Source organism: Rhizobium sp. CF122 (assembly GCF_000282035.1).
Lineage (GTDB): Bacteria > Pseudomonadota > Alphaproteobacteria > Rhizobiales > Rhizobiaceae > Rhizobium.
On record NZ_AKKA01000107.1, the window covers coordinates 22,849 to 47,512 of the forward strand.

22 protein-coding genes and 1 pseudogene are annotated in these 24,664 nt (G+C 59.6%); 8 read left to right on the forward strand and 15 right to left on the reverse strand.

Annotated features, from left to right (window positions below):
- Positions 1–12 precede the first annotated feature (12 nt).
- Positions 13–927, forward strand: coding sequence for a LysR family transcriptional regulator (locus tag PMI09_RS25840; protein WP_007801370.1), 915 nt, complete (start codon positions 13–15; stop codon positions 925–927).
- Positions 928–939: 12 nt separating this feature from the next.
- Here the strand turns inward: PMI09_RS25840 and PMI09_RS25845 are convergent, their stop codons facing one another.
- On the reverse strand, positions 940–1,137 hold the full coding sequence (locus tag PMI09_RS25845; RefSeq protein ID WP_007801371.1) for a hypothetical protein: 198 nt from the start codon (positions 1,135–1,137) through the stop codon (positions 940–942).
- Between the two features lie 84 nt (positions 1,138–1,221).
- Positions 1,222–2,523, reverse strand: a complete 1,302-nt coding sequence (gene pglB / locus PMI09_RS25850; RefSeq protein WP_007801372.1) for a polygalacturonase PglB — start codon at positions 2,521–2,523, stop codon at positions 1,222–1,224.
- A gap of 242 nt (positions 2,524–2,765) precedes the next feature.
- On the opposite strand from pglB, the gene PMI09_RS25855 reads away from it, so the two are divergent.
- From PMI09_RS25855 to PMI09_RS25865, 3 genes are read left to right on the forward strand one after another with little or no spacing between them, the layout of a single operon-like run.
- Entirely contained in the window at positions 2,766–3,983 is a 1,218-nt protein-coding gene (locus tag PMI09_RS25855; RefSeq protein WP_244423826.1) for an ABC transporter substrate-binding protein, read from the forward strand.
- Positions 3,980–4,933 carry a carbohydrate ABC transporter permease gene (locus PMI09_RS25860; protein ID WP_007801374.1) on the forward strand — a complete coding sequence of 318 codons (954 nt, stop codon included), beginning with the start codon at positions 3,980–3,982 and terminating at the stop codon, positions 4,931–4,933. Before PMI09_RS25855 ends, PMI09_RS25860 begins: the two co-directional genes overlap by 4 nt.
- On the forward strand, positions 4,930–5,748 hold the full coding sequence (locus tag PMI09_RS25865; protein WP_007801375.1) for a carbohydrate ABC transporter permease: 819 nt from the start codon (positions 4,930–4,932) through the stop codon (positions 5,746–5,748). Before PMI09_RS25860 ends, PMI09_RS25865 begins: the two co-directional genes overlap by 4 nt.
- A gap of 108 nt (positions 5,749–5,856) precedes the next feature.
- Here the strand turns inward: PMI09_RS25865 and PMI09_RS25870 are convergent, their stop codons facing one another.
- Both PMI09_RS25870 and PMI09_RS25875 read right to left on the reverse strand, forming a co-directional pair.
- Positions 5,857–7,602 carry a GH116 family glycosyl hydrolase gene (locus PMI09_RS25870; RefSeq protein ID WP_007801376.1) on the reverse strand — a complete coding sequence of 582 codons (1,746 nt, stop codon included), beginning with the start codon at positions 7,600–7,602 and terminating at the stop codon, positions 5,857–5,859.
- Positions 7,599–8,591, reverse strand: a complete 993-nt coding sequence (locus PMI09_RS25875) for an ROK family protein (RefSeq protein WP_193385423.1) — start codon at positions 8,589–8,591, stop codon at positions 7,599–7,601. The genes PMI09_RS25870 and PMI09_RS25875 overlap by 4 nt, the downstream gene beginning before the upstream one ends.
- Positions 8,592–8,746: 155 nt before the next feature.
- Here PMI09_RS25875 and PMI09_RS25880 point away from each other — a divergent pair, with 155 nt between their 5' ends.
- Entirely contained in the window at positions 8,747–9,949 is a 1,203-nt protein-coding gene (locus tag PMI09_RS25880) for an ROK family transcriptional regulator (RefSeq protein ID WP_007801378.1), read from the forward strand.
- 330 nt (positions 9,950–10,279) lie between these two features.
- Positions 10,280–11,428, forward strand: coding sequence for an ABC transporter ATP-binding protein (locus tag PMI09_RS25885; protein WP_007801379.1), 1,149 nt, complete (start codon positions 10,280–10,282; stop codon positions 11,426–11,428).
- Between the two features lie 165 nt (positions 11,429–11,593).
- On the opposite strand, the gene PMI09_RS25890 is transcribed toward PMI09_RS25885, so the two are convergent.
- Complete coding sequence (locus PMI09_RS25890) at positions 11,594–13,744, reverse strand: hypothetical protein (protein WP_007801380.1); 2,151 nt, start codon at positions 13,742–13,744, stop codon at positions 11,594–11,596.
- A gap of 189 nt (positions 13,745–13,933) precedes the next feature.
- Here PMI09_RS25890 and PMI09_RS32885 point away from each other — a divergent pair.
- Positions 13,934–14,133, forward strand: a pseudogene (locus tag PMI09_RS32885) (IS5/IS1182 family transposase); the annotation flags it as partial.
- A gap of 47 nt (positions 14,134–14,180) precedes the next feature.
- Here the strand turns inward: PMI09_RS32885 and PMI09_RS25895 are convergent.
- The 9 genes from PMI09_RS25895 to PMI09_RS25935 all read right to left on the reverse strand — a co-directional run bounded on the left by PMI09_RS25895 (position 14,181) and on the right by PMI09_RS25935 (position 22,796).
- A complete protein-coding gene (locus PMI09_RS25895) occupies positions 14,181–15,092 on the reverse strand; it encodes an ABC transporter permease (RefSeq protein WP_007801382.1) in 912 nt (303 codons plus the stop codon).
- Complete coding sequence (locus tag PMI09_RS25900) at positions 15,089–16,189, reverse strand: ABC transporter permease (protein WP_007801383.1); 1,101 nt, start codon at positions 16,187–16,189, stop codon at positions 15,089–15,091. Before PMI09_RS25900 ends, PMI09_RS25895 begins: the two co-directional genes overlap by 4 nt.
- Positions 16,186–17,709: an ABC transporter ATP-binding protein gene (locus PMI09_RS25905; RefSeq protein WP_007801384.1), complete on the reverse strand. Its 1,524-nt coding sequence runs from the start codon at positions 17,707–17,709 to the stop codon at positions 16,186–16,188. Before PMI09_RS25905 ends, PMI09_RS25900 begins: the two co-directional genes overlap by 4 nt.
- A 3-nt stretch (positions 17,710–17,712) precedes the next feature.
- Positions 17,713–18,810: a BMP family ABC transporter substrate-binding protein gene (locus PMI09_RS25910; protein WP_007801385.1), complete on the reverse strand. Its 1,098-nt coding sequence runs from the start codon at positions 18,808–18,810 to the stop codon at positions 17,713–17,715.
- A 24-nt stretch (positions 18,811–18,834) separates the two neighbouring features.
- A complete protein-coding gene (locus PMI09_RS25915; protein WP_007801386.1) occupies positions 18,835–20,214 on the reverse strand; it encodes an amidohydrolase in 1,380 nt (459 codons plus the stop codon).
- A gap of 1 nt (position 20,215) precedes the next feature.
- Positions 20,216–20,875, reverse strand: coding sequence for a glutathione S-transferase family protein (locus tag PMI09_RS25920; protein WP_007801387.1), 660 nt, complete (start codon positions 20,873–20,875; stop codon positions 20,216–20,218).
- Positions 20,872–21,717, reverse strand: a complete 846-nt coding sequence (locus tag PMI09_RS25925; protein ID WP_007801388.1) for an aromatic ring-hydroxylating oxygenase subunit alpha — start codon at positions 21,715–21,717, stop codon at positions 20,872–20,874. Before PMI09_RS25925 ends, PMI09_RS25920 begins: the two co-directional genes overlap by 4 nt.
- Positions 21,714–22,367, reverse strand: a complete 654-nt coding sequence (locus PMI09_RS25930) for a Rieske 2Fe-2S domain-containing protein (RefSeq protein WP_037084157.1) — start codon at positions 22,365–22,367, stop codon at positions 21,714–21,716. The genes PMI09_RS25925 and PMI09_RS25930 overlap by 4 nt, the downstream gene beginning before the upstream one ends.
- A 153-nt stretch (positions 22,368–22,520) precedes the next feature.
- A complete protein-coding gene (locus PMI09_RS25935; protein WP_007801390.1) occupies positions 22,521–22,796 on the reverse strand; it encodes a hypothetical protein in 276 nt (91 codons plus the stop codon).
- Positions 22,797–23,143: 347 nt separating this feature from the next.
- Between PMI09_RS25935 and PMI09_RS25945 the strand changes: the two genes are divergently transcribed.
- Positions 23,144–23,425 (forward strand): hypothetical protein, encoded by a 282-nt coding sequence (locus PMI09_RS25945; RefSeq protein WP_007801391.1) that lies wholly within the window; start codon positions 23,144–23,146, stop codon positions 23,423–23,425.
- A 144-nt stretch (positions 23,426–23,569) separates the two neighbouring features.
- Here PMI09_RS25945 and PMI09_RS25950 read toward each other — a convergent pair whose 3' ends face one another.
- Positions 23,570–24,589, reverse strand: a complete 1,020-nt coding sequence (locus PMI09_RS25950; protein WP_007801392.1) for a LacI family DNA-binding transcriptional regulator — start codon at positions 24,587–24,589, stop codon at positions 23,570–23,572.
- Between the last annotated feature and the right edge of the window lie 75 nt (positions 24,590–24,664).

Here is a 24,664-nt window from a genome sequence, read left to right on the forward strand (position 1 = left end):
TTGGAGGCTGTCGTGGAACTCGAACAGCTAAGGTGTTTCGTCGCTGTGGCGGAGGAACTTCACTTCGGAAGAGCTGCCCAAAAGACGGGGATGCTGCCGGCGTCGCTCGGGCGACACGTCAGGTTGTTGGAAGAGTCGCTTGGCGCACAGCTTCTCAACAGAACGACACGCAGTGTTAGCCTTACCGAGGATGGCGTGCTGCTCTTGCAGGAAGTCAAGCCGATCCTGGCCCGATTGGAGCATGTCGCCGAGACGTTTCTGGAAGCGCGGCACAAGCCCGCAGCCATTCTTCGGATCGGCGCGATCGACAGTGCGGCGGCCGGGCTCATCCCCTTGCTGCTACAGGATTTCCGGGAGATCGCGCCGGAAACCGTAACCCAACTCGTCGAAGACAAGTCAGTCCGGTTGATCCCGAAACTGCTCGCAGGACGGCTTGACCTCATAGTTATACGACCGAGAGAAGGGATCAGCAGGAGTCTGGTGGTGCAGCCGCTTTTTCACGAGACCGCCGTCGTCGCTGTTCCCGGCGACAGCCGACTTGCCTCGAACGAGACGGTGACAATCAGCGATCTCTCAAACGAACCTCTGATCGTACCCGAGCGGCGGTCACGCCCCCACAGTCACGATCTCACCATGACCCTGTTCTCCGACGTGGGCATGCGTCCGAGGATTGCGCAGATTGCTGACGAGAAGCAGACGATTATAAATCTGGTGGCTGCCGGGATCGGCTCCGCGATCGTACCACGCTGGACGTCCAAACTCGCGGTTGCCGGCGTCTGCTACGTTCCGTTGGCACCAACTTCCGATGCGCCGATGGAGAAGTTGCCGTTGGCAGCAGCGTGGATGAAGGCTGTGCGGGATCCCACCAGAGACACACTGATTGATCTCCTGAACCGGAACATCGAGCGCTACGCTGCGCAGGCTTGACAACTTCGAGCTTCAGCGCTCGTCACATAGATCTCTCGCCACGATCGCCAAATGGCTCAGGAATGCGTCGACGCGGGCGGTGCGAATGGACTTGGGATTGAGGATGGCGACCACGTCGGCGTCAGGAAGCGACCAGTCTTCAAGCAGCCGGATCAGCCCGGCCCGCACGGATGTCTTCGAGGAGGCTCCATTCAGAACGTTCGATGACACCAAGTCCTTCTACCGCCACGACCGCACCACCTCGCCATCACTACTTATGAACCTTATGCTTTTCTAGTGACCGGCGACAGGCGATCAGTCCTCAATGCAGAGGGCTATGCGGTTCCAGCCAGGCGGAAGGGGATCCGGACGCTGGACTTCAACATTGTCGAGTATGAGGTCGGCAGTGTTGTGCGCAAAGACGGCCGGCATGCCTCCCGGATAGTCGACAAGACCGATAATCTTTCCATCGGCGCCGCGCAGCCAGGCATTACCGCGACCCTCGACGTCCTTGGGTGGGGATAGGTCGACGTTTGTGGGGCGGAGGTCATATTGCTTGGCTGTTCCCAAGGGCCCCTCCTGCATCGTCAATTGGACGTTGCAAAGGGTTGTTCCGGCGATCCCACCGCTTCGCTCTGCGAAGAGATTGATAGGGCCGTGGCAGCGGCCGGTGACGTTCTCGACGCGGACATTGCTGACGAGGCCAGCGGGCACCTCCGGGCGACGATCAAGCTGCGTTATCGTTAGCGGTTCACCCGAACCCCAGAAGCCGTCGGCTGTCTCGTGGCAGTCGATCTCGATATCCGAGAAGAAGACACTTTCGATGGCTCCGCCATCGCGCGAGAAAATACCGAGGGCTCGATTCGAGCGCCGCACTTTGGAGCGCATGAACCGAACGTCGCGGATGTCGCCAAAACTCTCTGTGCCTATCTTCAAAGCACAGCTGTTGCTCTCGACGACGCAATCTGAAACGTCGATATTTTGGCAATGTCCGATGCCGTGTTCGCTCCGACTGGTTTTGAGGCAGATACCGTCGTCAGCGGTGCTGATGACGACTTCGCTCACCGCAACGTCTACGCAGCTATCGATGACAATTCCGTCCGTGTTCGGAAGCTGCCGATTGTTGAACACTTTCATGCCGTTGATGATCACAGCGTTGCAGCGGACGAGGTGAACCGTCCACATCGGGGAATCCTCGATGACAAAGCCTTCAAGCCTGACGTTGCTGCAGTCCTCGAACACAATGACTCTCGGGCGCCTCTCGCTCGGTGTGTAGGTGCCGACGGCCCCATCGAAGCCGGTGTTGAAGGCGCCACCTGAGGCAACAATTTTACCTTTGCCTGATATCGCGACGTCATGTGCGTCCTGTGCTACGATGTAGGCGCGATTGGATCCCTCGGCGATCACACTCACCGAATTTCTCGCATAAAGCTCGTAGTCGGGAACGAATTCCAGCGTCGCACCTATCTCGATCGATAGAGTTACACCGCTACAAAGCCGGATCGGCCCCGATATGTGCCGTCCCGCCTGCAACAGAAGAGTTCCCCCGCCGACGGCAGCCAGCCTGTCGATGAAATGCTGTAGATCGGCGCCATTTGGTTCGACGGAAATGTCCATTGCGTTTCCTCTCATCTTTCCCAACAATTATGCCACGTGAATTTATTCGTCAACAGGACGAACTAATTAGATGCGGTTGATCTTGTTTATGTTGACACCGCCGAAAACTCGTATTTAATTCGTCATGGTTACGAACAAACGCCCACCTCAAGGGAGTGTATAGTGGGTCGATCGTTCGCAGAGTTCTTGAAAAATGAGGAGCCAAGAAGGGGAACCCTATGAAACCGCTCAGGACATTGATGATGACAGCAGCTGCAATGGCGATGACGATTTCGCTGGCGGCAGCATCCGAACTAAAGATCGTCTGGTACGTTGACAACGATCAGGAAGAGGCGAACACGCGCGCCCTGCTCGAGCAGTATACGAAGCTGCATCCCGACACGACGTTCGATCTCGAAATCACCCCTTATGACGGGATGATCCAGAAATTCCAGCAGTATGCGGCCTCCGGCATCATGCCGGACTTGTCACTTACGTCATCGATGGAACCGGTCATCCGTCCTTTCCTCGTCGATCTCAACAAAGAGATCGGCCCTGAATGGATCAATGACTTCGTCAAGGGCTGGGGCGACGGCGCCAAGCTCGGCGACAAGGTGATCGCCGCGCCGCTGCGCGTGACCTCGACGGGCATCTTTCTGAACGCCGATGCCTTCAAGAAGGCCGGCGTTGCGATCCCGGATCAGGCGACCGGGTGGACCTGGGATGAATTCATTCCGAAGATCAAGGAAGTCGCCGAAAAGTCGGGAACCCGCTATCCTCTGGTATGGGACGTTTCGGCGAGCCGCTGGATCGTTCACGAGTATCAGTATGGCAACCACATCTATACGGAAAAGGAGCCTGTGAAGGTCGTCATGGACGAGGCAGCGTGGACGAGCACGCTCGACAAGTTCATCGACATCACCAAGGCCGCAATGCCGCCTGGCCTTTGGTCCGGCGCGAGCTCGGATAATCCGAAGGAAATCTTCACCGCCGGTCAGGCTGTCGCCTATATGTCGGGGAGCTGGCAAATCGCCGGATTGGCCGACAATGCACATTTTGCATGGCAGGCCGGCCCGACGCCACGGGGCACCGTTGCGTCGTCAATCTACGGGGGCGACTATATCGTGGCCTTCAACACGAGCCAGCATCTTCCGGAAGCGGTTGAATTCATCAAATGGATCACCTCGCCGGACATCCAGGCGCAGTATGCCAAGACCTTCGGCATGATCCCGGCCAATCTGAAGGCGCCGGCAGTCAAGTACGACAATCCGGCCGCGACCGAAGCGATCAAGGCAATGCAGAACGAGCTGAACGCCAGCCCGGCCTACGCCGCAACCGATCAGGCCTGGCCGCAAATGCAGGCTGTCTGGGGTACCGTGAAGACGGCTGTCACTCAGGCTGTTGCCGGCCAGATCTCATCCGCAGAGGCCATTTCGCAGATCAAGAAGGCAGCCGATGCCTCGCTTGAGGCCGGAAAGTGACGGCGGTCACGCTAGAAGATGGTCGTTCGGCACTGGGTCCCCACCCGGTGCCGAAAGGCCTGCGGGGCAGTCTGGCCAGCCTCGGCTGGCCTTACCTGCTCATGCTGCCCACAATGGCACTCCTCATCACCTTTACGCTCTATCCGCTGGTCCAGGGCCTGTTCATGGCCTTTTTCAAGCGGGGCGTGGTGGTTGTCCCACAGGTGCCAAGCACCTTGCCGCAGTACATCGGCTTGGAAAACTTCGTTGGGCTCTTAAGCAATGCCGATTTTCAGAATTCATTGCTCAAGACGGTCCTTTTCGTTGTCATTGCAGTTCCGCTGAACATTGTCGTCTCGCTGGCGCTGGCTCTCCTTCTGTCGCCTCAGACCAAGCTGTTTGCGGTTGTCCGCACGATTGTCTTTTTCCCTTCCATGATCAGCCTGCTGATCATCGGTGTTGCCTGGCGGTGGCTCTTCGGCCTCAACAACGGCCTGGTCAACTACCTGCTCTCTCTGGTCGGAATTGCGCCGGTGCCATGGCTGGAGCAGGACACGATGGCCCAAGTCGCTGTCGTCATAGCCTGGGTGTGGGCGCAAGCCGGCTTCAATATGATGATTTTCATAGCCGGCTTGACGGCAATTTCCATCGACTACTACGAAGCCGCCTCGATCGACGGCACCAGCAAGTGGCGGCAGTTCACCCATATCACGCTCCCACTCCTCAAGCCGACGCTGGCAGTCGTCTTGGTGCTGTCCTCGATCGAGGCCTTCAAGGTTTATGAACTCGTGGTGTCCCTGACCGGCGGCGGTCCGGGCAAGGCGACGGTCTACCTCATTCAGACAATCTACGACACCGCCTTCCAGAAGCCCATGCAGGCCGGTGTCGCGGCCGCCCAATCAATGGTGCTGTTCATCATCCTGTTACTTTTGACGATCTTCCAGCTACGTGTATCGCGGGGTGAAAAATGACGCGCATCTACACTCCCTGGCGATTGATCTTCGTCACACTGACGCTGTTCGTCTTCGTGATGCCGCCGGCCTGGCTGTTCCTGTCGTCGCTGAAGTCGCAGCAGGAGATCTTCCAGTGGCCGCCGACGATTTTTCCGGCGCAGCCGACGCTGCAGAACTTCATCGACACGGTGTCGCGCGCGAAGTTTCTTGTCTTCTTCCGCAATTCGGCTGTTGTCTCAGTGCTCTCGGCGTTTCTCTCCGTCACCATCAGCGTGATGGCCGGCTACGCGCTGGCGAAATTCAGATTTAAGGGAGATACGCTTTTCTTCCTGCTGATCATGTCGTCGTTGATGGTGCCGTTGCAGATCGTCATGATCCCGGTCTTTCTGGTGCTGCGGGATCTCAATCTTCTCGACACGCTGGCAGGCATTATTATCGCGCCGGCGGCAACCCCGACCGGGGTCTTCCTCATGCGGCAATACATCACCAACATTCCTGACAGCCTTCTGGAGGCGGCACGTCTTGACGGTACGCCGGAGTGGCGAATCCTGTGGCGCATCATCGTACCGCTTGCCATACCCGCGATCGGCACGTTGCTTGCCTTCAATTTGGTGTGGCGCTGGAACGACTATCTCTGGCCATTCCTCATCATCAGCGATCAGGATAAATGGACCGTTCAGGTTGCGCTTGCCAACACTGTCGGGCGCTTCGGCATCAACTGGCCGCGGCTGCTGTCCATGTCGGTGCTGTCGGTGCTGCCCGTGCTTGTGATGTTTACGGCGTTGCAGCGCATGCTGATGAGCGGTCTGATGGCAGGCGCGACAAAGGAATAAGGTTGCACCACACCAACTGAACTTCAAAAGCCGCCTCAAGGCGGCTTTTCTGTATGACGCTTCCCACAACAAAAAAAGGCCGCCCGTGAGGGCGGCCAGTTGGGGAACCTAACCGACTGTCGCCGGTAATTTGTGCTTGTAGAAAAGTGCGGCGGCCGCCGGCATGCTGCTCCATCCCTGAAGCAGCGAGCCGCGACCCCAAGGAGGCGAGAAATATTCGACGGCGCCCATCCAACCCTCCTCAAGGCAGGTCTTCCACCACCGCAAGAGCGGGTAGTCGGCGCCGTCCAAGCCATGGGCCAGGAGTTGCTCCGCATAGAGGCCTGAAAGATAGGGCCAGTCCGAACCATTGTGATAGCGGTAAGCGAAATAGGACTTCTCGCGCGTATCTTTCGGACGCTTGAATGGCGGGAAGGCGCAAAGCACGCCCCAATCGCCGTAGGGCTGTTTGTTGTTATTGCGACTTTCCAGGGTCTGCTGGACGCGGGCAAGTACGCTCTTTGCTCTTTCGGGAGAGACCGCTTTGAAGCGAAGCAGCGTCAGGCTGTCAAGCGTCAGGTGATCTTCGACAAAATCCGTTTTTGTCCCGTAGTCTGCGTAGGTGCCGCTGGGCTGCAACAGTGCCTGGTCTAGCGAAGCGCGTGCCTTTTGCGCCATGGCAGCCGCCCTCGATGCAACCGCCTCATCAAGCGACACGCCATGCTGCGCGATGACGTCGAGCGCGCCGATCCAAAGGCCGAGATCATAGGCAACATAGCCATGGCGATAAACGTTGTCGGCCCAGTCGCGATCGTGGCGTGGCTTTATCGGCAAGCCGTTTCCTGCCGCGTCGAACCCGCAATAGCGATCGAAGATCGTCACCACCTTGTCCCAATAGAGGGTAAGGGGGGAACTGTCACCGGTTGTCCTGACATAGTCGCCGATCGCCAAGACAAAGAAGAGCGGGCTGTCGAAGTGATCGCTCCACCAATCGCCAGGCCGAAGGTGCTCCTCTTTGATCCTTGGATGCGTTTGCCGTACTTTCTCCCATTCTTCGGCCTGTCCGGGACCTGTCAGGATGACGCCGCTCGGCGCTTCTCCGTTCGGCTGGACGCCCCGTGCAAGAAGGTCGATCTGAGCGCGGACCGCCTCAGGTTCCCGGTCGAGGAGGGCCTGGAGCGTCCAATAACCGTCACGATAGTATGTGCGAGCCGGCGCGCTATAGGCCTGGCCAGCCGCAAGGCCGGCAAAGGCGCCATGCTCGTCCTGCCGTATACTGGAGAGGGCGGCATGCAGGCTCTGCGAGATCATGCTGCGCATCAAAGGATCCGTTTCCGGCATAGCATCGCAGCGCGTTACATAGGCATTCGCCTCGGCGATCAGTTGTGTCTCTTCCAGCTTGAGAGCTGCCAGTGCCTCCTCCATCGTCGCGCCGGCGGTCACGAATATCCCGCTGGATCTCTGCTCGGCGATGGCGACGCCCCAACCGGTACGGGCAATACGGCGACTGCCTGTCCGCTCCACCGGTTCGCGTCTTGCCACACTGCCCCACCAGGCGCAGCGCCGGGCGGGGATAAAGGTCCGCAGCTTTGCGCCCTTCAAGAAAAGTGCTGGCGCCGATTGGGCCACATAGAGTCCCCCATCATGCGTTTCAACGCGGTTCGGGGCATAGGTAAAGGGGGCGCTCCATCCAGTAAAAGTCAGATTTGCCAGTTTGCCGGCGCCCCAAAGTGAAAGCTCGATCTTGCCTTCCGGGCGGCAATCGCCCTGCAGACGCGGAGCCATGAAGGGGACGAGCACAGGCGCAGTGGAACGAAGCTGTCCGTCCGCGAGCGGCGCCAGAACTTGTTGCTTCACTTGTTGTGGCGCGCTCATTGGACGACCTCCCGTTGTCCAAGATTTTCAATGCTTGCAAGGTCGTTGAGACCGAGCATGAGAGCTCCGAGCATGCCGGCCTCCGGGCCAACGCCAGTTGCCTCTATCTGCGTCGCAAATGGCAGCAACACCGATACATGCCGTGTAACAGCGCTGACAAATTCCCGTCGCGAGCCAATGCCGCCACCCAGCACGATGAGGGCGGGATCGAAGAGAGCTTGCACGGAAGCTATGCCAACCGAAGCGGATTTCGCGAGCGTCTCGATGACCGCGGCAGCTTGCGCATCTCCGGCTGTGGCGCGAGCGAAGATCTCGGCCACCGGTAAGGTGCCATCGCCATAGAGGCTGCGCACTGCGGGCGAATCGACCTGGTCCTCAAAGAGGCCGGCGCGGGCGTACGGTGCCGTCTGGTGCGGATTGGCACCGAGTGGCAGCAAGCCAAGTTCCCCCGCCCGTCCATGTTGGCCGCGGAAAAGCATTCCACCGACGACGAGCCCCATGCCGACACCGGTTCCGAAGGCGACGAATGCGAGGGAATCGCGATTGCGTCCCTTGCCGAGAGTGGCCTCAGCGTAAGCTGCGAGGTTGACGTCGTTCTCGACCACGACAGGGCAGGGCAGTGCCTGCGCGAGGAGCACGGCAAGTGGCCGATCCGATGGAATTGCCAGATGGGGAGAAAGTGAAGCGAGCCCTGTCGACGGCGATACCGCGCTCGGTACGCCGACCACGGCCTTAAGCAGAGGGCCTGGTTCCCGATGCTGTTGCAGCAGAGACAGGATCATCCGTGGAATTTGCCTCAAGACTGGTGCCTCGGAACCATGTTCCGTCGGTTCTTCGGCCTTTGCCAAAATCCGCCCTTCAAGATCGGCTAGACCCACCAGGATTTTCGTTCCACCCAGATCGACACCGGCAACGACGCCCGCACCGTCTGCCCGGCAGGGCTGATGTGCCTGTCGCAAGCCAGACGCAATGGTTGAAATATTTGACAAACTCAGTCCTCTGCGATATTTGTTCGGCAGGTTGACGAATTTATTATTGCCGCGTCGGAGGACTGTCAACAAGCAGTTTGAAATCGGCGGGCTTTCATGGAAGAAGCAAATCACCGGTACAACGATGAAGACGGATCTGGCGGGATAGCTCGACGATGGCACTAACCGAAAACGCGCCTCCCGTATTGCGGCAGATTTCTGTCCGCGCCGTCATGGATGTTCTGCTTCACGCCGGCCCCACGTCGCGTGCGGAGCTCTCCAAGATTACGGGTCTCTCGAAGCAGACGATGTCCGAGGTCATCCGGACGCTGGAGGAAGGCGGGTGGGTCCGGGAAAAGGGCGTCACAAGCGGGCGCATTGGCCGCACCGCCATTACCTATGAGGTCAATGGCGACGCCGGATATGCCGTCGGTATCGACATGGGGGCGACGACAACGCGTATCGTGCTCGGTAATATTGGCGGAAGCGTTGTCGGCGAAATCGACTACCCATCCGATCGCCGCGGTGGTTATTACCTGATCGATCAGGTGGACGCGATGCTGTCGAAAATGCTTGCGGACATGGGTATCGCCCGGGAGCGTGTGCTCGTAACGGCAATTGCGACGCCGGGTGTTGTCGACCCGGTCACCGGCGCGCTCTCCATGGCGCCGAATCTGGTCGATATCAGTGGAATCGATATCGGCCGGACGCTGAGCGACAGGCTGGGCTGTCCTGTCGTCCTTGAAAACGATGTCAACGCAGCTGTCATCGGGGAGTCCTGGCAGGGATGCGCGACCGCAATCGATTCCGTCGCTTTCATATCGCTGGGGACAGGTATCGGACTGGGCGTCCTGCAGGACGGCAAGCTGATGCGCGGTGCGAGCGGCGCGGCAGGCGAAATCTCCTACATACCGTTCGGCGCAGACCCGTACGCCGAAGACAGCCTTGAGCGCGGCGCCTTGGAATGCGCGATCGCGGCCCAAGGGATCAGCGCGCTCTACGCCCGCTTGGGAGGCGCGAAGGATACTTCGGTGCGCGATATTCTGGCGCTTGCCGAAGAAGACGACCCGCGCGCCGTCGAGGTGATCGGCAAGGTATCGGACATCGCTGCGCTCCTCGTCGTTTCCGTCAATGCGATCGTCGACCCGAAGACCGTCGTTCTCGGCGGCAGCATCGGGCGCCATCCGCTGATTGCCGAACGTGTTCGGCAAGGCATTACGAAAGCCAGCCGTCGTGCCATCGACGTCAAGGCCAGTGTTCTCGGTGGCAGGGCAACACTGCTGGGCGCGTTGGCGATTGGTCTGAACCATGTCCACAATCTGCTCTTCTCGCCGCAGACCCTGCCGGAGCAGCGGCGTCTCCCACCGCCGCCACTCTGATTTTCAGGCCTCTTCCGTGCCAGTCGCAAACACTCGTTGTACCAGCTGACGAGGCCGGCGTGATGACGGTACAAGCGCCGACGAACATGAAGGTAGTCGACACCTCCCCACGATCAGATGGAGCGGGCGCAAGCCGTCCAGGATGAGGGTTCGCCCGAGAAAATCCTATCTGCGGGGGGAAGAGCCGATCTGACCGTATCGTAGAAAATTACGTTCGTCATCTTGACGAACTAATTGCTTCCACGCAAACTGCCACCACCTGAAGGGACGGCATTCGACCGCTCGGTGCGCCCGTGGTTGCCTCCAGATGCAGCACAAAGGAATGAATTCATGGCCGGTCTCAAGTTGAAGGACGTCAAGAAGAGCTTCGGCCATCACGCAATCCTTCATGGTGTGGATCTCGATGTGGGCGAGGGCGAATTCGTCGTGCTCGTCGGTCCTTCCGGTTGCGGCAAGTCAACGTTGCTTCGCCTCATTGCCGGCCTCGAAAGCGTGTCCGCGGGCCAGGTCATCATTGGCGACAACGATGTGACGGCGGCATCACCCGGGGATCGCGGGATCGCGATGGTATTTCAATCCTATGCTCTCTACCCGCACATGACCGTTGCGAAGAACCTTTCCTTCGGTCTCGAGAACCTCAAGATGAGTCGGGGCGAGATCGACCAACGTGTGATCGAAGCGGCAAGAATGCTGGCAATCGAGCCTCTTCTCGACCGACGGCCGAAGCAGCTCTCAGGCGGCCAGCGGCAACGGGTGGCGATCGGTCGGGCGATTGTCAGGAACCCCAAGTTGTTTCTTTTCGACGAGCCGCTGTCCAACTTGGATGCCGCGCTTCGCGTGCAGACACGAGGGGAGATCAGCCGCCTTCACAAGCGGCTCGGCGCAACAATGGTCTATGTCACGCATGATCAGATCGAAGCGATGACCATGGCGGACCGCATCGTCGTCCTCAATGCAGGACGGGTCGAGCAGGTCGGCACTCCGCTGGAGCTCTTCGAAGCTCCTGCCAACAAGTTCGTCGCAGGCTTCATCGGTTCGCCGCAGATGAATTTCTTCGAAGGAACGCTTGCCGGCGCAGGTTCGGGGCATCTCGTAGTCGACGTTCCGGGCTTTGGCCGTCTGGAAATTCCAGCCGAGCTCGGGGCGGCGACAGTCGGCGAGGCTGTGATCCTCGGCGTCCGGCCGAGTCATTTCGAACTCGCTAAAGGCAAGGGCGCAGACGGATATCCGATCCGCTTGGACGTCGATTATGCAGAAAGCATCGGCACCGACACCTATGTGTATGGAATGGTCGAGGGTAGCAGGACGGCCACAATCGTCCACCTGCCGGATCATGTTACGATCAAAGACCGTTCATCGCTTGCTCTCGTCGTCGAACCTGCGCGCTTTCACCTGTTTCGAACCGAAACCGGCAGCTCCTTTGCGAAATTGCCTCTCAGTGCGGGCAACCTTGCCAAAGCCGGCGACGCCAGGGCCTAAGAGCCTCACAGTTTCATAAGCTGCTTTGGCTGCCGGACACATGTTTGCGTGAGCGCCTTGGCGCAAGGTCGCTGGTTGGGAGCCTCGGCGCGTTTTCGCGCCGAGCCCCTGACTCCAAAAGCGGGAGCAAGGCAGATCTCTTTGGCCGATTGGCCTGTTGTTGTTTTACTGCGCAGTGGCTTCGAGATCGACCTTCTCGAGAAGAAGTGCGGGGTTCTCTGCGGCGCCGGCCAATTCGAGCGCACCGATACCAGCGGTGTCCTTCGCCTTGACCGTCAGCGTGAATGTTCCCGGCTTGGTGATGAACTGCGAAAGTGCGGTCGCGACCTCCTGCAACTTCGGCTGAGTGGACGCAAACTGTTGCAAGCCGGCGGTCGTCATCAGGACAAGGATGCCGCGCACGCTGTCTTCAGTCATGCCGTTCTCATCGGCATAGAGCTTGATGCCCTTGGCCATGATCCCCTTGTCCTCGATCTTGAGTGTCGCCTCGCGGGCCGTGAGGCCGAAGAGTGCCATCTGAGCTGCGGTCGTGTCGCCGGAGAAGAAGTCCTTGGTGGCACCGCCCATTAGTCCAGAGAAGGAAAAGCCGCCCATATCCTTGCCGCTCAACGAGATCTCCTTGACGAGGAGGTTCTCATTCGGCTCATCCCAAGCTAGCTCTACGTTGGAAGAAAAGACCAGCCTGTCAAAGCCCAGTTTGCGCAACGCGTTGGAACCCTCGTCCTGGGTGTCTGCCGGAACCGGCACGCCGAGGTCCCGATAGCTGATGCGGACATCCGTCGGGATACCGTTGCGTGGCTTGGCCAATGCCAGTTCATAGCTGTCGAGCGTGAACCGGATGCGTTCGGGAATGGAAGGCACAGCAGCTTGGTCGGCCAGTGCTTCGTTCAGTGGATCGTCTTGGTTGTCGGCCTCGTTCGCCGAATCTGCGTCAGGCGACGGCTCGGCGCTTGCAGATGGATCTGTTTCGCTGCCGTTTGCGCTTTGTTCGTCCTCGCCGACACTGTCCGGCGCACTTGCCACCTTAGAACCAGGCATGTCGACGTCCAGTCCCACCACCCGGATCGTTCCGAATTCCGGCATGAGCGTGGTGAGAGGGAAGTTCTCGAGCTGCTCTTCGTCCAGTCCCACCAGCTTCGTCAGCGCCTCCATGGTTGGATCCCAGGAGAAGCCGTTGATGCTCGCTTCTGAGAACTTGGCGTAATCGGCGCCTTCGCCCATGGAAACGCCGTGGATGGCGCCGTCGAAGGTGCGCCCATCGAGCTGGAACGCCATCTTGTCGATGGCGAGCTTGATCGTCTTGCTCGCGTTGCCGCCATCCTTTTCGGGCACCTCCATCTTGAGACCGAGCATCTCGAAGTCGCCCTTGCCGATGATGTCGGCAAGGGAAAGGACGCGTTTGAAAAATGCCTGGCGCTCGGCGGGCGGCAGTGCCTCGGGATTGGCCGATTGCAGCTTCTGAAGTGTTTCAAGAAGTGGCTCGGCCGGCATGCGGACACTCAAGCCGTTGCTGCGCACCTCGTCGTAGCCGAAACGCGACTTGCTGTCCGAAAAGACGAGATTCTTGACCGAGATCGGGCCATAAAGCGGTTTTGGTTCCTTGTCGTCAGGACCAGCTTTTTCCATGTACATCCGGGCGAGGAAGGCTGCGTCAAAATCCTTGCCGGCCACGGCACCCATCGAGCCGTTCATCTCCTCTCGCTTCGTTGCGCCCTCGCCATCCGGGATCTCCAGCGCAAACCCGAAGCTCGCCCCACTGGCGGAATAGCGCGCCACGCGACCGCCGGCAATGTCGTCCAAAGCGACGTCCTTGTAGACGGTCTTTTGTTCGGAACCGGCGGCCACTTGGCTAACTGCAACCTCCGCCGCCAAGACACGCTTTGCGGCAAAACGTTCAATGCGTTTTTGCGGCGTCAAGTTAGTTTGATCGCCGGTCTTGACCAGGGCGTCAGCGACGAAATCGGGTTCCTCGACGCTCGCTTGCGGCACGGAGAGCTTGCCCATCGCCAGGTCGAGCTCCAGACCTTTCACCTCGAGCTTGCCGCTTAGGAAGAAGATCGTCGGCCTACCGTCAATCGCAGCGACGCGCACACTGCCGCCGTTGGCGAAGGGCAGCGTGACGTCGCGCATATGAATGCGTCCGAGAAAATCCGCTTCGACCGAAGTCGCCTTGCCGCCGCGCTCGATAAGAAACCTGTCGGCCGCCCTTGCGAGCATGAACTTGCCGGCGGTCACGCCGGCGGCTGCGAGCGCGATCACTGCCACGGTGGCCCAAAGCGCTTTGCGACCGCCGGTTCCCATCTTTGTCTGCGCCACGATTTCTGTCCTCTCACCAACCAAAATTGACAATGTTCCTCGCGAACTATGTGACTAACGAGCCGACGCGTTTTTTGCAAGTTTCCCGGGAGCGATCTTCACTTGTATCGGTTTTGTTGCAAAGTTTGCTGCGGTGCCCGAACCAAGTGGCACGAGCGATTCCAAGTGGGTGAAGTGACTTTGGGGCGTAAGGGGCGCTTCGGCTTGAAGCCGCACTGTCTGGTGGCTGACAGCTCCTATGGCTCAGTCGGCAAGAAGATCGCACCGCATATTCGGGTCTTCGACAAGTCCACCCGAACCGACGCTTCTCGCGCCGACTTCGTCTCGGACATGAGCAGGATCGCTACATCTATTCGGCCGACACCGAACTGCTGCAGTTCCATCGCAGCTGATCCCTCTCAGGGCGCGCAACTTTGTAACTGGCTTTGCGTTATGCCTAACGTTCGAAGGGTTCGCCGAGCGAGGCGACGCCGTTCAGCTTCAGCAGGCGACGATCTGCCGAAATGATGCCGAGCACGATGATGGTGACGAGATAGGGCAGGCTCGCCAACAGCTGCGATGGAACATTCAGCCCCGTCGCCTGGGCCGCCAGGCTCATGAGTGATACGGCCCCAAAGAGGCATGCTCCGAGGAAAATCCGACCGGTAAGCCAGGTTCCGAAGACGACGAGTGCGATAGCGATCCAGCCACGTCCGGCGATCATCCCGTCCGCCCAGAGCGGGGTGTAGACAATTGCCGCATAGGCGCCAGCAAAGCCGGCCATCGCGCCGCCAAAGGCGACGGCAGCAAATCGAACGGCGATGACGTGATAGCCAATGGCGTGGGCGGCCTTGGGATTTTCACCGACGGCGCGCACAACGAGGCCGATCTTCGAATAGGCAAACATCGCCCAGATGGTGACTGTTGCTGCAATCGACAGCCACACGACGATGTCCTGAACGAAGAGCCCGCCGACAATTGGAATGTCCGACAGCCCAGGGATTGAGAGTTTCGGGAGCCCTTTGACCGTCAGGCTCTCATAGGTCTTTCCGAACAGCGCGGAGAGACCCTGGCCAAGGATGCCGATCGCCAGACCCGTTGCCACCTGGTTGGCGCGAAAGCCAAGAGTGATGGCCGCGAAGATCAGGGCGAGGACAGCGCTGCCAAGTCCCGCAGCCACGAACCCCAGAAAATGCCCTCCACCGTGATAGACGACGATGAACGCGAGCGCTGCCCCGAGAGCCATCAGTCCTTCCACGCCAAGGTTGAGGACCCCGGCACGCTCGACCACCAACTCGCCGAGCGCGGCGAGGAGAAACGGCGTCGCAGCCGCCAGCATGCCGGCAAGAATGAACTCGATGGCGTTCATGGCTGACCCCGATAGGCGGCCCGCCGCCACTCGAAACGATACCGAACGAAGGCGATGGCAACCAGATAGGCGAGCAGGAGGCTGCCCTGGAAAACACGCACAGCAGCGATCGGCAGGTTTGCCGACACCATGGCGTTGTCGCCGCCGATATAGAGCGCTGCCATGAACAAGGCGGAGACGACAATGCCGATCGGATGCAGGCCGCCGAGGTAGGCAACGATGATGGCGGAATAGCCGTAGCCGGTCGAGATCGATCGCTGCAGCTGCCCCAGGGGGCCCGCGACCTCGGCTGCGCCGGCAAGGCCCGCTGCGCAGCCGCCGATCAACAGGGATAACCATATTGCTCGGCTCTCCTTGAACCCGGCATAGCCGGCCGCGCGCGGCGCCAGGCCGCCGACCTGGAGCTTGTATCCGGCAAAGCTCTTCTGCATGAAGACCCAGGCAGCCAATGAAAGGGCGATGGTGATCAAGAGGGAAACATTGACGCGCGTCCCGGAAATCAGGATCGGCACCATCGCGTCATACTGGAACATCACGGATTGAGGGAAGTTGAAGCCGTTCGGGTCCTTCCAGGGTCCCAGAAGCAGGTAATTCAGAAGCTGTGCGGCGACGAGACTGAGCATCAGCGAAACGAGGATCTCGTTTGCATTGAGCCTCACGCGCCAGAATGCCGTCAAAGAAGCCCACAAGGCACCGCCGAGCACGCCGAGGATCAGCATCAGCGGCCATATCCACTGCCCGGTTGCCTCAGGAAACCAGATGGGGATTGCGGAGGCGAAAATGGCGCCCAGAATGAACTGGCCCTCGGCGCCGATGTTGAAGACCTTGGCGCGAAAGCCGATCGCCAGACCCTGGGCGATGAGCAGAAGTGGGCCGGCTTTCAACAGCACTTCCGAAAACGATGCCCAGGAGAGGAACGGTTCGAGAAGCATTGCATAAAATACATCGACCGGATTGCGGCCCATCAGCACGTAGAGGCCAAGATTGAGCACGGTGGTCACCGACAAGGCGATGAAGGGTGCAGCCAAGGTTGCCGCAAGCGAAGCGCGCTCCCGGCGGACAAGCGTGGGCAAAAAGGTAGCGGACAAGGCGCTCATGCGATGACTTTCTCGGCGGCGGGCCGTGCGCCGATCATGTAGCGGCCAATGTCCTCGGGCCGGGTATCGCGCGTTACGAGCGGCGGGCTCAGCGTGCCGTGGTACAGAACCTGGATGAAATCACAGAGCTCGAAGAGCTCCTCAAGTTCCTCGGAAATGACGAGAATGGCCGTGCCCTCGTTGCGCAATGCGACCAGTCGCCGGCGCACGGCGGAGGCGGCACCGATATCGACGCCCCAGGTCGGTTGCGCGACGAAGAGCAGCTTGGGCGCCAGCATGATTTCCCGACCGACGATGAACTTCTGCAGATTGCCGCCCGAAAGAGCACCCGCTTCGGCATCCGGGCCGAGGGTGCGGACATCGTACTGGCGAATGCAATCACTGGTGAAGGCGGTTGCCTTCCCCTTGTCGATCAAGCCGTGCCGCAAGAGGTTCAAAGGGTGAGCCGTCAGCAAGCTGTTGAGAACGAGCGACATTTCAGGGACCGCACCGCGCCCCAGCCGATCCTCCGGAACGAATGCAAATCCGAGCTGGCGCCGGGCAGCTGCATCGAGCCTGCCCACGTCCTGCCCCATCATATAGATTCTGTCGCGCTGTTCTTTCGGTAAAACGGCCTCGCCGGAGATCAGCGAGGCGAGCTCGCTCTGCCCGTTGCCCGAGACGCCCGCAATGCCGATGATCTCGCCGGCACGCACCGTAAGCGTGATGTCGGACAGGGGCACGGCGAAGGGATCGTCGGGGCGATGGTCCAGGCCGATGATCTCAAGTCGCTTCTCGCCGCCAGACAGCGGCACCGCTGGCATCGGTTCGGGCATGTCGCGACCGATCATCATCCGGGCAAGATCATGGGCGTCGTGTTCGCGCGGATCGACATGTCCGGTGACACGCCCGCCGCGCAGGATCGTCGCCCTGTCGCAGATGGCGCGGATCTCCTCGAGTTTGTGCGAAATGAAGAGGATCGATACGCCGCCGTCGCGCAGCCGGCGCAAGGTATCGAAGAGCTTTTCGACCAACTGTGGAGGTAAAACGGATGTGGGCTCGTCGAGGATCAGCAGCCGTGGATTGGTCATCAGGCTGCGGATGATCTCCACGCGCTGCCGCTCGCCCACGGAGAGTACATGCACATGGGCGAGTGGATCGACCTGAAGGCCGAAGTCACGGCCCAACGCGCGGATGCGTTCTATGAGGTCGGCTTTCTTGCCTGCAACGACCAGCTGAATGTTTTCCACGACAGTCAGCGTCTCGAACAGCGAAAAGTGCTGGAAGACCATGCCAATCCCCTTGCGCCTTGCCTCTGCAGGCGAGGCGAAGGTCAAGGGCTCTCCCTCCCAGACAACGGTTCCGCTGTCTGGCTGCTCGACGCCGTAGATCATCTTCATCAGCGTCGATTTGCCGGCCCCGTTTTCCCCGAGAACTGCATGGATCGACCGCGGTGCTACGTCCAGATCGATGCCCTGGTTGGCATGAATCTGGCCATAGCTCTTCGAGATGCCGCGAAGCGATAGGAGTGGTGCCGTCATGGCTTACTTCGGCAGAGGCGTGGTCACGCCCTTGACGTGCCAATCCATGGCGACGATTTCGGCCTCCGTCATGGTTTTGCCGGAGGCCACGACTTCGCTGCCGTCGGCCTTGGTGATCGGCCCGGTGAAAGGCGAAAGGCTTCCATCGGCGATCTTTGTCTCTGCGGCCTTGATCTTGGTCATCGTATCGGCCGGGATCGAGGGGCTCCAGTCAACGACCTCGACAACCTTGTCCGCGACACCAAGGAAGGTATTGGCGCCCTTGAATGTGCCGGCGAGATGAGCATCGACTGAGGCCTTGAAGAACGGCGACCAGTCGGTCGAAACGCATCCGAGGTAGGTCTTCGGGGCGTAGCTCTTCATCGACGAGTTGAGGTTGAAGGAATAGACGCCGGCTTCCTCACATGCCGAAATAACAGAAGGTGTGTCCTGCGCATTGGAGAAGATCACGTCACATTTTTGTGCGATCAGGGCCTTGGCCGCTTCCTGCTCCTTGGCCGGGTCGAACCAGGAGTTCACCCAGACGACGGAAACCTCGATATCGGGGTTTACTGCCTGAGCACCCAGCGTGAACGCGTTGATGGAGGTGATCAACTCGGGGATCGCGAAGGCGGAAACCGAACCGAGCTTGCCGGTCTTGGAAAGCGCAGCAGCAGCCATGCCGAGCAGATAGGTTCCTTGGAAATACTTGGCCGCGAAGGGTGAGAAGTTGGGAGCCACCTGGAAGCCCGATGCATGCAGTACGGTGACTTGAGGATTGCGACGAGCGATCTGCAAGGCACCGTTCTGATATCCGAAGGAGCCTGCGATCAGGAATTTGTTCCCGTCTGCGACCGTCTTGTTCATGATCCGGTCGGCATCCGGGCCCTCCGGAATATTCTCAACGACAGTCACCTTGACCTTGTCGCCATAGGCGGCCTTGATCGGCTCAAGGCCGGCGGCAAGCGCGTGCCCCCAGCCGACGTCGCCGATCGGCGAAGGGACGACAAGCGTGATGCCGAGCGGTTCATCGGCTGCCAGCGCCGAACGACCTCCAAAGGCACCGGCGAGGCCGACAGCTGCTGCTCCCTGCATCAATGTTCTGCGAGTGATCTGTGTCATGGTTTGGTTCCCCTTTTTGGTGTTCTAGAATTCCACGGTTGCGAGAGCTGCCTCGGCCTCGGCAAACAGCCGAGCTTCATCAAGCCCCACGAATTCGCCCTTCTGCCAGACGATGCGGCCGTTGATCATCGTCAGATCCGTCGGCATGCCGATGCCGACCTTGGCAATCAGGCTCAGCGGATCGTGTCGTGTTCCGACGTAATCCATCCGCCGGGTGTCGATAGCAAAGAGGTCAGCGGCCATACCTGGCGCAAGTCGACCAATGTCGCGACGGCCGAGCAGGGCAGCCCCGCCAGTTGTTGCGTAACCGAGGAAATCGGCCGGAGGCGGAACGGGATGCTGGCGCGTTGATGCGGTCAGGCACTGCAGCATGTAGGCAGAGTGCACGCAATGCATCAGGTTTGAATTGTCGTTCGAGGCTGCTCCGTCGCAACCGAGTCCGACGCGCATGCCGAATGCCGCCATGGCGGGAATATCGGTCACCTCGGCACCGACCAGATAGACCGGCTCAGGGCAATGTGAGACGCCGGTGCCGCTTGTTGCCATCTTGTGAAGTTCGTCGTGCGTCAACTCCCAGCAATGGGCGTAGAAGGCATCCGGACCGGCAAAGCCGAGTTCCGCGCAATAATCGACGGTGCGCATTCCATGGCGGGCCGCGATGACCGCACTTTCGCCCTCGCCAACATGCGTATGCATCTGGACGCCGCGATCGCGTGCCAATGCGACCGACTCGACGAAGGTCTCACGGTAGCAATTGACCGGCTGGCAGGGTGCCACCACCACCTGGCGCATGCTGAAGGGGCTGGCGTCGTGGTAGGTGTCGATCAGGCGTGCGCAATCACCAATGAACTCGTCCGTCGTCTCCAGCATGGCATCCGGAATGGTCGAGCCTTCGGACTTCGGCAAGGTGTTGCCGCCACGACCGGCATGGAAACGCATGCCCAGGAGATCTGCTGCCTCGAACTGACGGTCGATCAGCCGCTTGCCGGCATGCCGTGGGAAGCAATACTGGTGATCGAAGGCCGTGGTACAGCCATGCTTGATCATCTCGGCCATCGCGGTCACCGAGGAATGATAGAAGCAATCCTCATTCAGCCGCGAGAAGATCGGATAGATGCGGTCAAGCCACTCGATGACGGAAAGCTTTGTCCAATCGAGATCTGCGCGGTTGCGCACGAAGCACTGGAAGAAGTGATGGTGCGTATTGACGAGCCCTGGATAGACGAACCAGCCCGAGGCGTCTTGAACCGTGGTGCCGAACGGCAGTTCGCTCTGGTCGAGATTTTCGCCGATGGCCTTTATCGCCGGGCCAGTCGTCAGAATATCGACATTGCGATGGACCGTCGGCCCCCTGTTGTCGTTGACGATGACGGCTGCACAGTTCTTTAAGAGGTAGCCGGCCATCTTATTCCTCGCCCGGTGCGATCTGTGGCTCGGGCTTCAACTCGTGCAGCCGGTGTATGCCTGGCATCTCGATGAACGCGTCGAGCGCGCGTACGGCACGGGACCAGAGGCGTATCGCGGGATAGGGATCGAGCGAAACGCCACCGTCCGGCGCGAGCGCGACATAGGGGAAGCAGGCGATGTCGGCCACTGTCGGGCGATCTGACGCGAGGAACCGCTTGCCGCACAGGCTCTGTTCGACGAGCCCCGCTTCCAGTTCGCGCAGCGCCGCGATGCCCTGCGCCTGAAGCGTCGCGATATTTCCCGGGCGTCGCAACATCTCATGAAGACGTGCGCCACCAAGGCTCGCGGTCAGCCGATGCGAGAAGGAAAGCCACTGCTGCACTCGCGCGGCTTCGTCGGCTGTTGCGCCACCCAACCATTCAGGCGCGCTTTTTGCGGCCAGATAAACCAGCATCGCCGATGATTCTGTCAGAAGAAGATTACCGTCTTCCAGGATCGGGATGGAGCCGGCAGGGTTGAGCGCCATGAGTTCGGGGCCGCGGTGCTCGCCGCCCGGATGAAAATCCACCGGTCTGATATCGAGCTTAACGCCTGTGAGTGCCGCCATCAGGCGCACTTTGTAGCAACTGGGAGAAAGGATGTAATCGTAGAGCTTCATTGCGCCACCAGCTGTGCGCCATAGATGTAGTTGTGCCGTTTCAGCCAGCGTCGATACGCGACCGACGTCAGGTCGGCACGTGTGGGGATCTCCATCCCGGGATCGAGCGGTAGAAGACGCGGGATCTGGTTTTCCAGGATCGATCGGTCCTGCAGGAAGATCGTCTGCTGAAAGTGAATGAGGTCGGTCATCGACGTGTCGTCGTCAAACAGTGCCATCCACGGCCAAACGTCGCATAGATCCTCTGCCAAGGGTTGCACAAAGAGGGTGATGACATCCCACTCGCTGGGGCGGGGCGGGCAGGTCTTGTAGAGCACCGAGCAGGTCGGGGCTGGCACACGATACATGTATTCCGTAGTGATGCCGCCGCTTGCCGACTTTGCTGCCTGCGGCTGATAGAACTTCACCTGGGTTGCCCAGACCTCGTCCTCGACGTCCCGGATTTCGACCTTGTAGTTCTGAACCTCCGTGTGCGGCTCTGCGCCAAGGATATCCGTGTGCACGAACGGGAAATGCGCAATGTCGAGAAAGTTTTCGACCGCGCGAAGCGGTGAGCAGCGCACCCGCACGACGCCGACATCGACAAACCGGCGACCCGGCTGGTCGGCCTCGGGGATGGCGAAGAGCTCCTTCTGGGGAGCGCCAAGAGACGACCAAACGTGTCCGTAGCGAACGCGGATAGGCAACTCGCGCCCCGTGTGAGACGTCACCTTTGCATTACCGTCGGCTGCGATCGAGACCTCGATCGGTTCGCCCATCAAGGCGGTTTTGTATGCACTCTTGCTTAGTTGGCTGAAGAGGCCGACGGGGTACCACTCGTTGAGCATAGCTCCCTGTGTCATGCGCTGATCCCGTTCGTCTGGACACCCTCGGCTTTCCGGCGCAAGGCTTCCGCGGCGCGTGACGCTAAGATGCGGTTCAAGGGAGTAGCATTGTCCCCGATAAAGACATGAACGAGCGTCTGATCAGGCTCCTGTTCGACGAGCAAAAAACCGATCTCTTCCGAATGAAGCGACTGGCGAAGAAAGCCGTTGGCATTCTTCTTTGCGCCGGCCGCAGCCTCGATAGCAGCAATGCCGGCCTGAGCTGTCAACGAGCGTAGGGGAACGAAGCCGTCAAATCGTGGCGGTTGATCCGTGGGTTCTCCAACGGCCACCCAGATCACCCCGTCGGCTTCCTCGATCTGTTGTGTTGCGACGCGGATCGTTTCCGGCGGCGTAAGGCCGGGATGCGCCGGAATACGCAGACAGTTTCCTGCCTGTGCGTAACTCCAGCCATGATAGATGCAGGACAGAGCCTCGCCGCGGACAAAGCCATGTGAGAGACGCATGCCACGATGAGGACAGCGATCTGCCGAAGCTGCAGGGCGCCCCGAATCACTTCTCCAGAGGGCGATCGATCCGGCTGACGTGCGTGCCGGCATTACCGTTCCTGACGGCAAATCCGCGGAAAGGGCGACTGGCGTCCAAATGCCCGTCGTATCGGATTGCATAGCTAAACTTTCTTAGCATTATCAATATATTGCCTGCGTCAGGCACGACGCCAAGATCCCTGGCTTGTTGCAGGCGACCATCACGTTTGCATAATAATTTCGCATTGGCAACGCTGATTAAATAAGGGGCAGTGGAAAATCAAACGGTCGCCGCTATCCCTGATTTTCGTCGTTCACGACCGGCGTGCGGAGTATCGTTTCCACCCAGACATCAATGGGCCCGAGCGAGCACCCCATCTCCATCATATCGATCAATTCTACCGGCCCGGCGACTTCCAGTTCGACCCGATTGGCACTGGTGTGCGATATGGCCTGCGACAGGCCAAGCTTTGCCGCGTGACGGCGAATCCAGGGAATGAAAGAAGCGGCCTCAAGGTCGCCGACGATCGTTATCCGTTCCTGCAGGTGGCTTTGATGTTGTTCCATCATGAAAGTCTCGCGCTGGCGCCTCGATGACAGCATAGCGTCTTAATGAGCTTTCGAAAGCCCCACGATACGCTTGCGCACAGGCGGCGGTTCGCATCGAAACGAAGGTTCGTCCTGCCGAACTTCCTCGGGTTCACCTGCTTCTGGAGGCGGCAGGCATCGATGGCGGCGATCTCGCCTGTGATCGTGGTTTTTGAATGCGCCGGCTGCATGGAAGCCATGCCTTGTCTCGACGCGCCTCGGTGTCCATTTAAGGGTCAGGCGATCCTCGCCTTACATGCCCGCCAATGAGAAAGATTATGTAGCGGCTGCAAGGCCGCTTGGCGGCTATGTGCGTTTGGGAGCTCTCGATGCAGGAACCTGGCAAGACACTTGACGAAATGACGCTGCGGGAACGATCGAACATTATGTCGATGGTCGCAGAAGCGCTGGAAGAGACTGCAGGACAGGCACAAGAAATTGGTGACATCCGCTATGCCGCCAATTCGAGCTGTCTTGCGCACACGATCCGCGGACTTGTCAGCGATCTCTCGCCACGTGAGCTGAGAGCGGCGACCATTCTCCTGGAGCAAGGGATCTCGCTCGTTGCTTCGTTCGAGAACCGGATGCGCGGTGGAAGCACCCTGCAATAGTCGTGAGGCTAAGTCGCACGCCGGTTTGTCCGCTACCGTCTCGAGTGTCACCGTCCAAGCGAACCACGCAAAAGTGCGCGTTCTTTCTCGGTGAGAAATTGTGGCCGGCTCGACCGACCGCTCTTGGTGTGGATTTGCCAAGCATCATATACTGCCGCGTATCTCCACGTGAGGTTCGATCAGCACGTGTCGAACATCTTCGCGGCCGTCGATACGGCTCAGGAGCGTCTCCGCAGCCGTGCGACCCAGTTGAGCGGCGTTTTGGTCTACGCTGGTCAGCCCGACGAGAGGTATGGCGGCGAACGGAGAATTGTCGTAGCCGACGATGGCGAGGTCTTCGGGAACGCGTATGCCATTGGTTCGGGCCGCGTTGAGCAGTGGGACGGCATCAAGATCCGACCAGACGAATACCGCGCGGGGGCGATCTTGTGCTGACAGGAAATTATTGATCGCGACCTTTCGATCCGTCGCAACAGGCGGCAACCGAATGATCCGGCTTTGCAGGCCGGCTTGCTTCATTGCTTCCACATAGCCCATTTCGCGCTGAACGGCGACGACCGACGCAGGCGAGTCCAGGAGATCATAGCTCAGCATGGCTATGTCGCGATGACCTTGGCGCAGTGCAGCTTCGACTGCCAGGTATCCACCCTTCCGATCGTCGGAGTTGACGGTGTCGTAGGTTTCAGCCTGGGGCTCGTGATGCGCGATCACAACGATGGGGATTTGACGGGCGTAGCGCTCGAGGACCTTTCCAGAAATCCGCGGGGCTACGATTAACACCCCATCCATCCGATTGTCGATCATGGATTCGATCATCGAAGCCTCGATCGGGCTTGCTGAGCGCCCGAGCCCGATGAGCGATTTGTAGCTGCTTTCCGACAACGTCGTGTTGGCGCTTTCAATAACGCCGGCCAGGAACGTGTTGGACAGTTCTATCACGAGAACGCCGATCGTGTACGTGCGACCGCGCATTCCTCGAGCGGCAACAGAGGGGCGGTAATTCAGCTTCTCGATCGACGTCTCGACCTTGTGCCGCAGAATGTCGCTGACGCCATAGGCGTTGCGTAGCACTTTGGAGACCGCCGCGACGGATACACCCGCATCCTTTGCCACATGGCGGATGGTGATCCTCTCGTGCGGCGCGTCAACTAACTGATTTGTCATTATAAAGTGTCTCGTTTTCTGCTTTTCCGAAATTATAGGCATAAAAACCCTTGCACGGCAATCGAGAGTGTAGAA

What these genes read in the sequence shown, in the direction of transcription:
- pglB (WP_007801372.1), bottom strand. Translation starts at nt 2,523, where the DNA reads ATGGACATTTCCGTCGAACCAAATGGCGCCGATCTACAGCATTTCATC.
- PMI09_RS25855 (WP_244423826.1), top strand. Translation starts at nt 2,766, where the DNA reads ATGACAGCAGCTGCAATGGCGATGACGATTTCGCTGGCGGCAGCATCC.
- PMI09_RS25865 (WP_007801375.1), top strand. Translation starts at nt 4,930, where the DNA reads ATGACGCGCATCTACACTCCCTGGCGATTGATCTTCGTCACACTGACG.
- PMI09_RS25870 (WP_007801376.1), bottom strand. Translation starts at nt 7,602, where the DNA reads ATGAGCGCGCCACAACAAGTGAAGCAACAAGTTCTGGCGCCGCTCGCG.
- PMI09_RS25880 (WP_007801378.1), top strand. Translation starts at nt 8,747, where the DNA reads ATGGCACTAACCGAAAACGCGCCTCCCGTATTGCGGCAGATTTCTGTC.
- PMI09_RS25885 (WP_007801379.1), top strand. Translation starts at nt 10,280, where the DNA reads ATGGCCGGTCTCAAGTTGAAGGACGTCAAGAAGAGCTTCGGCCATCAC.
- PMI09_RS25895 (WP_007801382.1), bottom strand. Translation starts at nt 15,092, where the DNA reads ATGAACGCCATCGAGTTCATTCTTGCCGGCATGCTGGCGGCTGCGACG.
- PMI09_RS25900 (WP_007801383.1), bottom strand. Translation starts at nt 16,189, where the DNA reads ATGAGCGCCTTGTCCGCTACCTTTTTGCCCACGCTTGTCCGCCGGGAG.
- PMI09_RS25905 (WP_007801384.1), bottom strand. Translation starts at nt 17,709, where the DNA reads ATGACGGCACCACTCCTATCGCTTCGCGGCATCTCGAAGAGCTATGGC.
- PMI09_RS25910 (WP_007801385.1), bottom strand. Translation starts at nt 18,810, where the DNA reads ATGACACAGATCACTCGCAGAACATTGATGCAGGGAGCAGCAGCTGTC.
- PMI09_RS25915 (WP_007801386.1), bottom strand. Translation starts at nt 20,214, where the DNA reads ATGGCCGGCTACCTCTTAAAGAACTGTGCAGCCGTCATCGTCAACGAC.
- PMI09_RS25920 (WP_007801387.1), bottom strand. Translation starts at nt 20,875, where the DNA reads ATGAAGCTCTACGATTACATCCTTTCTCCCAGTTGCTACAAAGTGCGC.
- PMI09_RS25925 (WP_007801388.1), bottom strand. Translation starts at nt 21,717, where the DNA reads ATGACACAGGGAGCTATGCTCAACGAGTGGTACCCCGTCGGCCTCTTC.
- PMI09_RS25930 (WP_037084157.1), bottom strand. Translation starts at nt 22,367, where the DNA reads ATGCAATCCGATACGACGGGCATTTGGACGCCAGTCGCCCTTTCCGCG.
- PMI09_RS25935 (WP_007801390.1), bottom strand. Translation starts at nt 22,796, where the DNA reads ATGATGGAACAACATCAAAGCCACCTGCAGGAACGGATAACGATCGTC.
- PMI09_RS25945 (WP_007801391.1), top strand. Translation starts at nt 23,144, where the DNA reads ATGCAGGAACCTGGCAAGACACTTGACGAAATGACGCTGCGGGAACGA.
- PMI09_RS25950 (WP_007801392.1), bottom strand. Translation starts at nt 24,589, where the DNA reads ATGACAAATCAGTTAGTTGACGCGCCGCACGAGAGGATCACCATCCGC.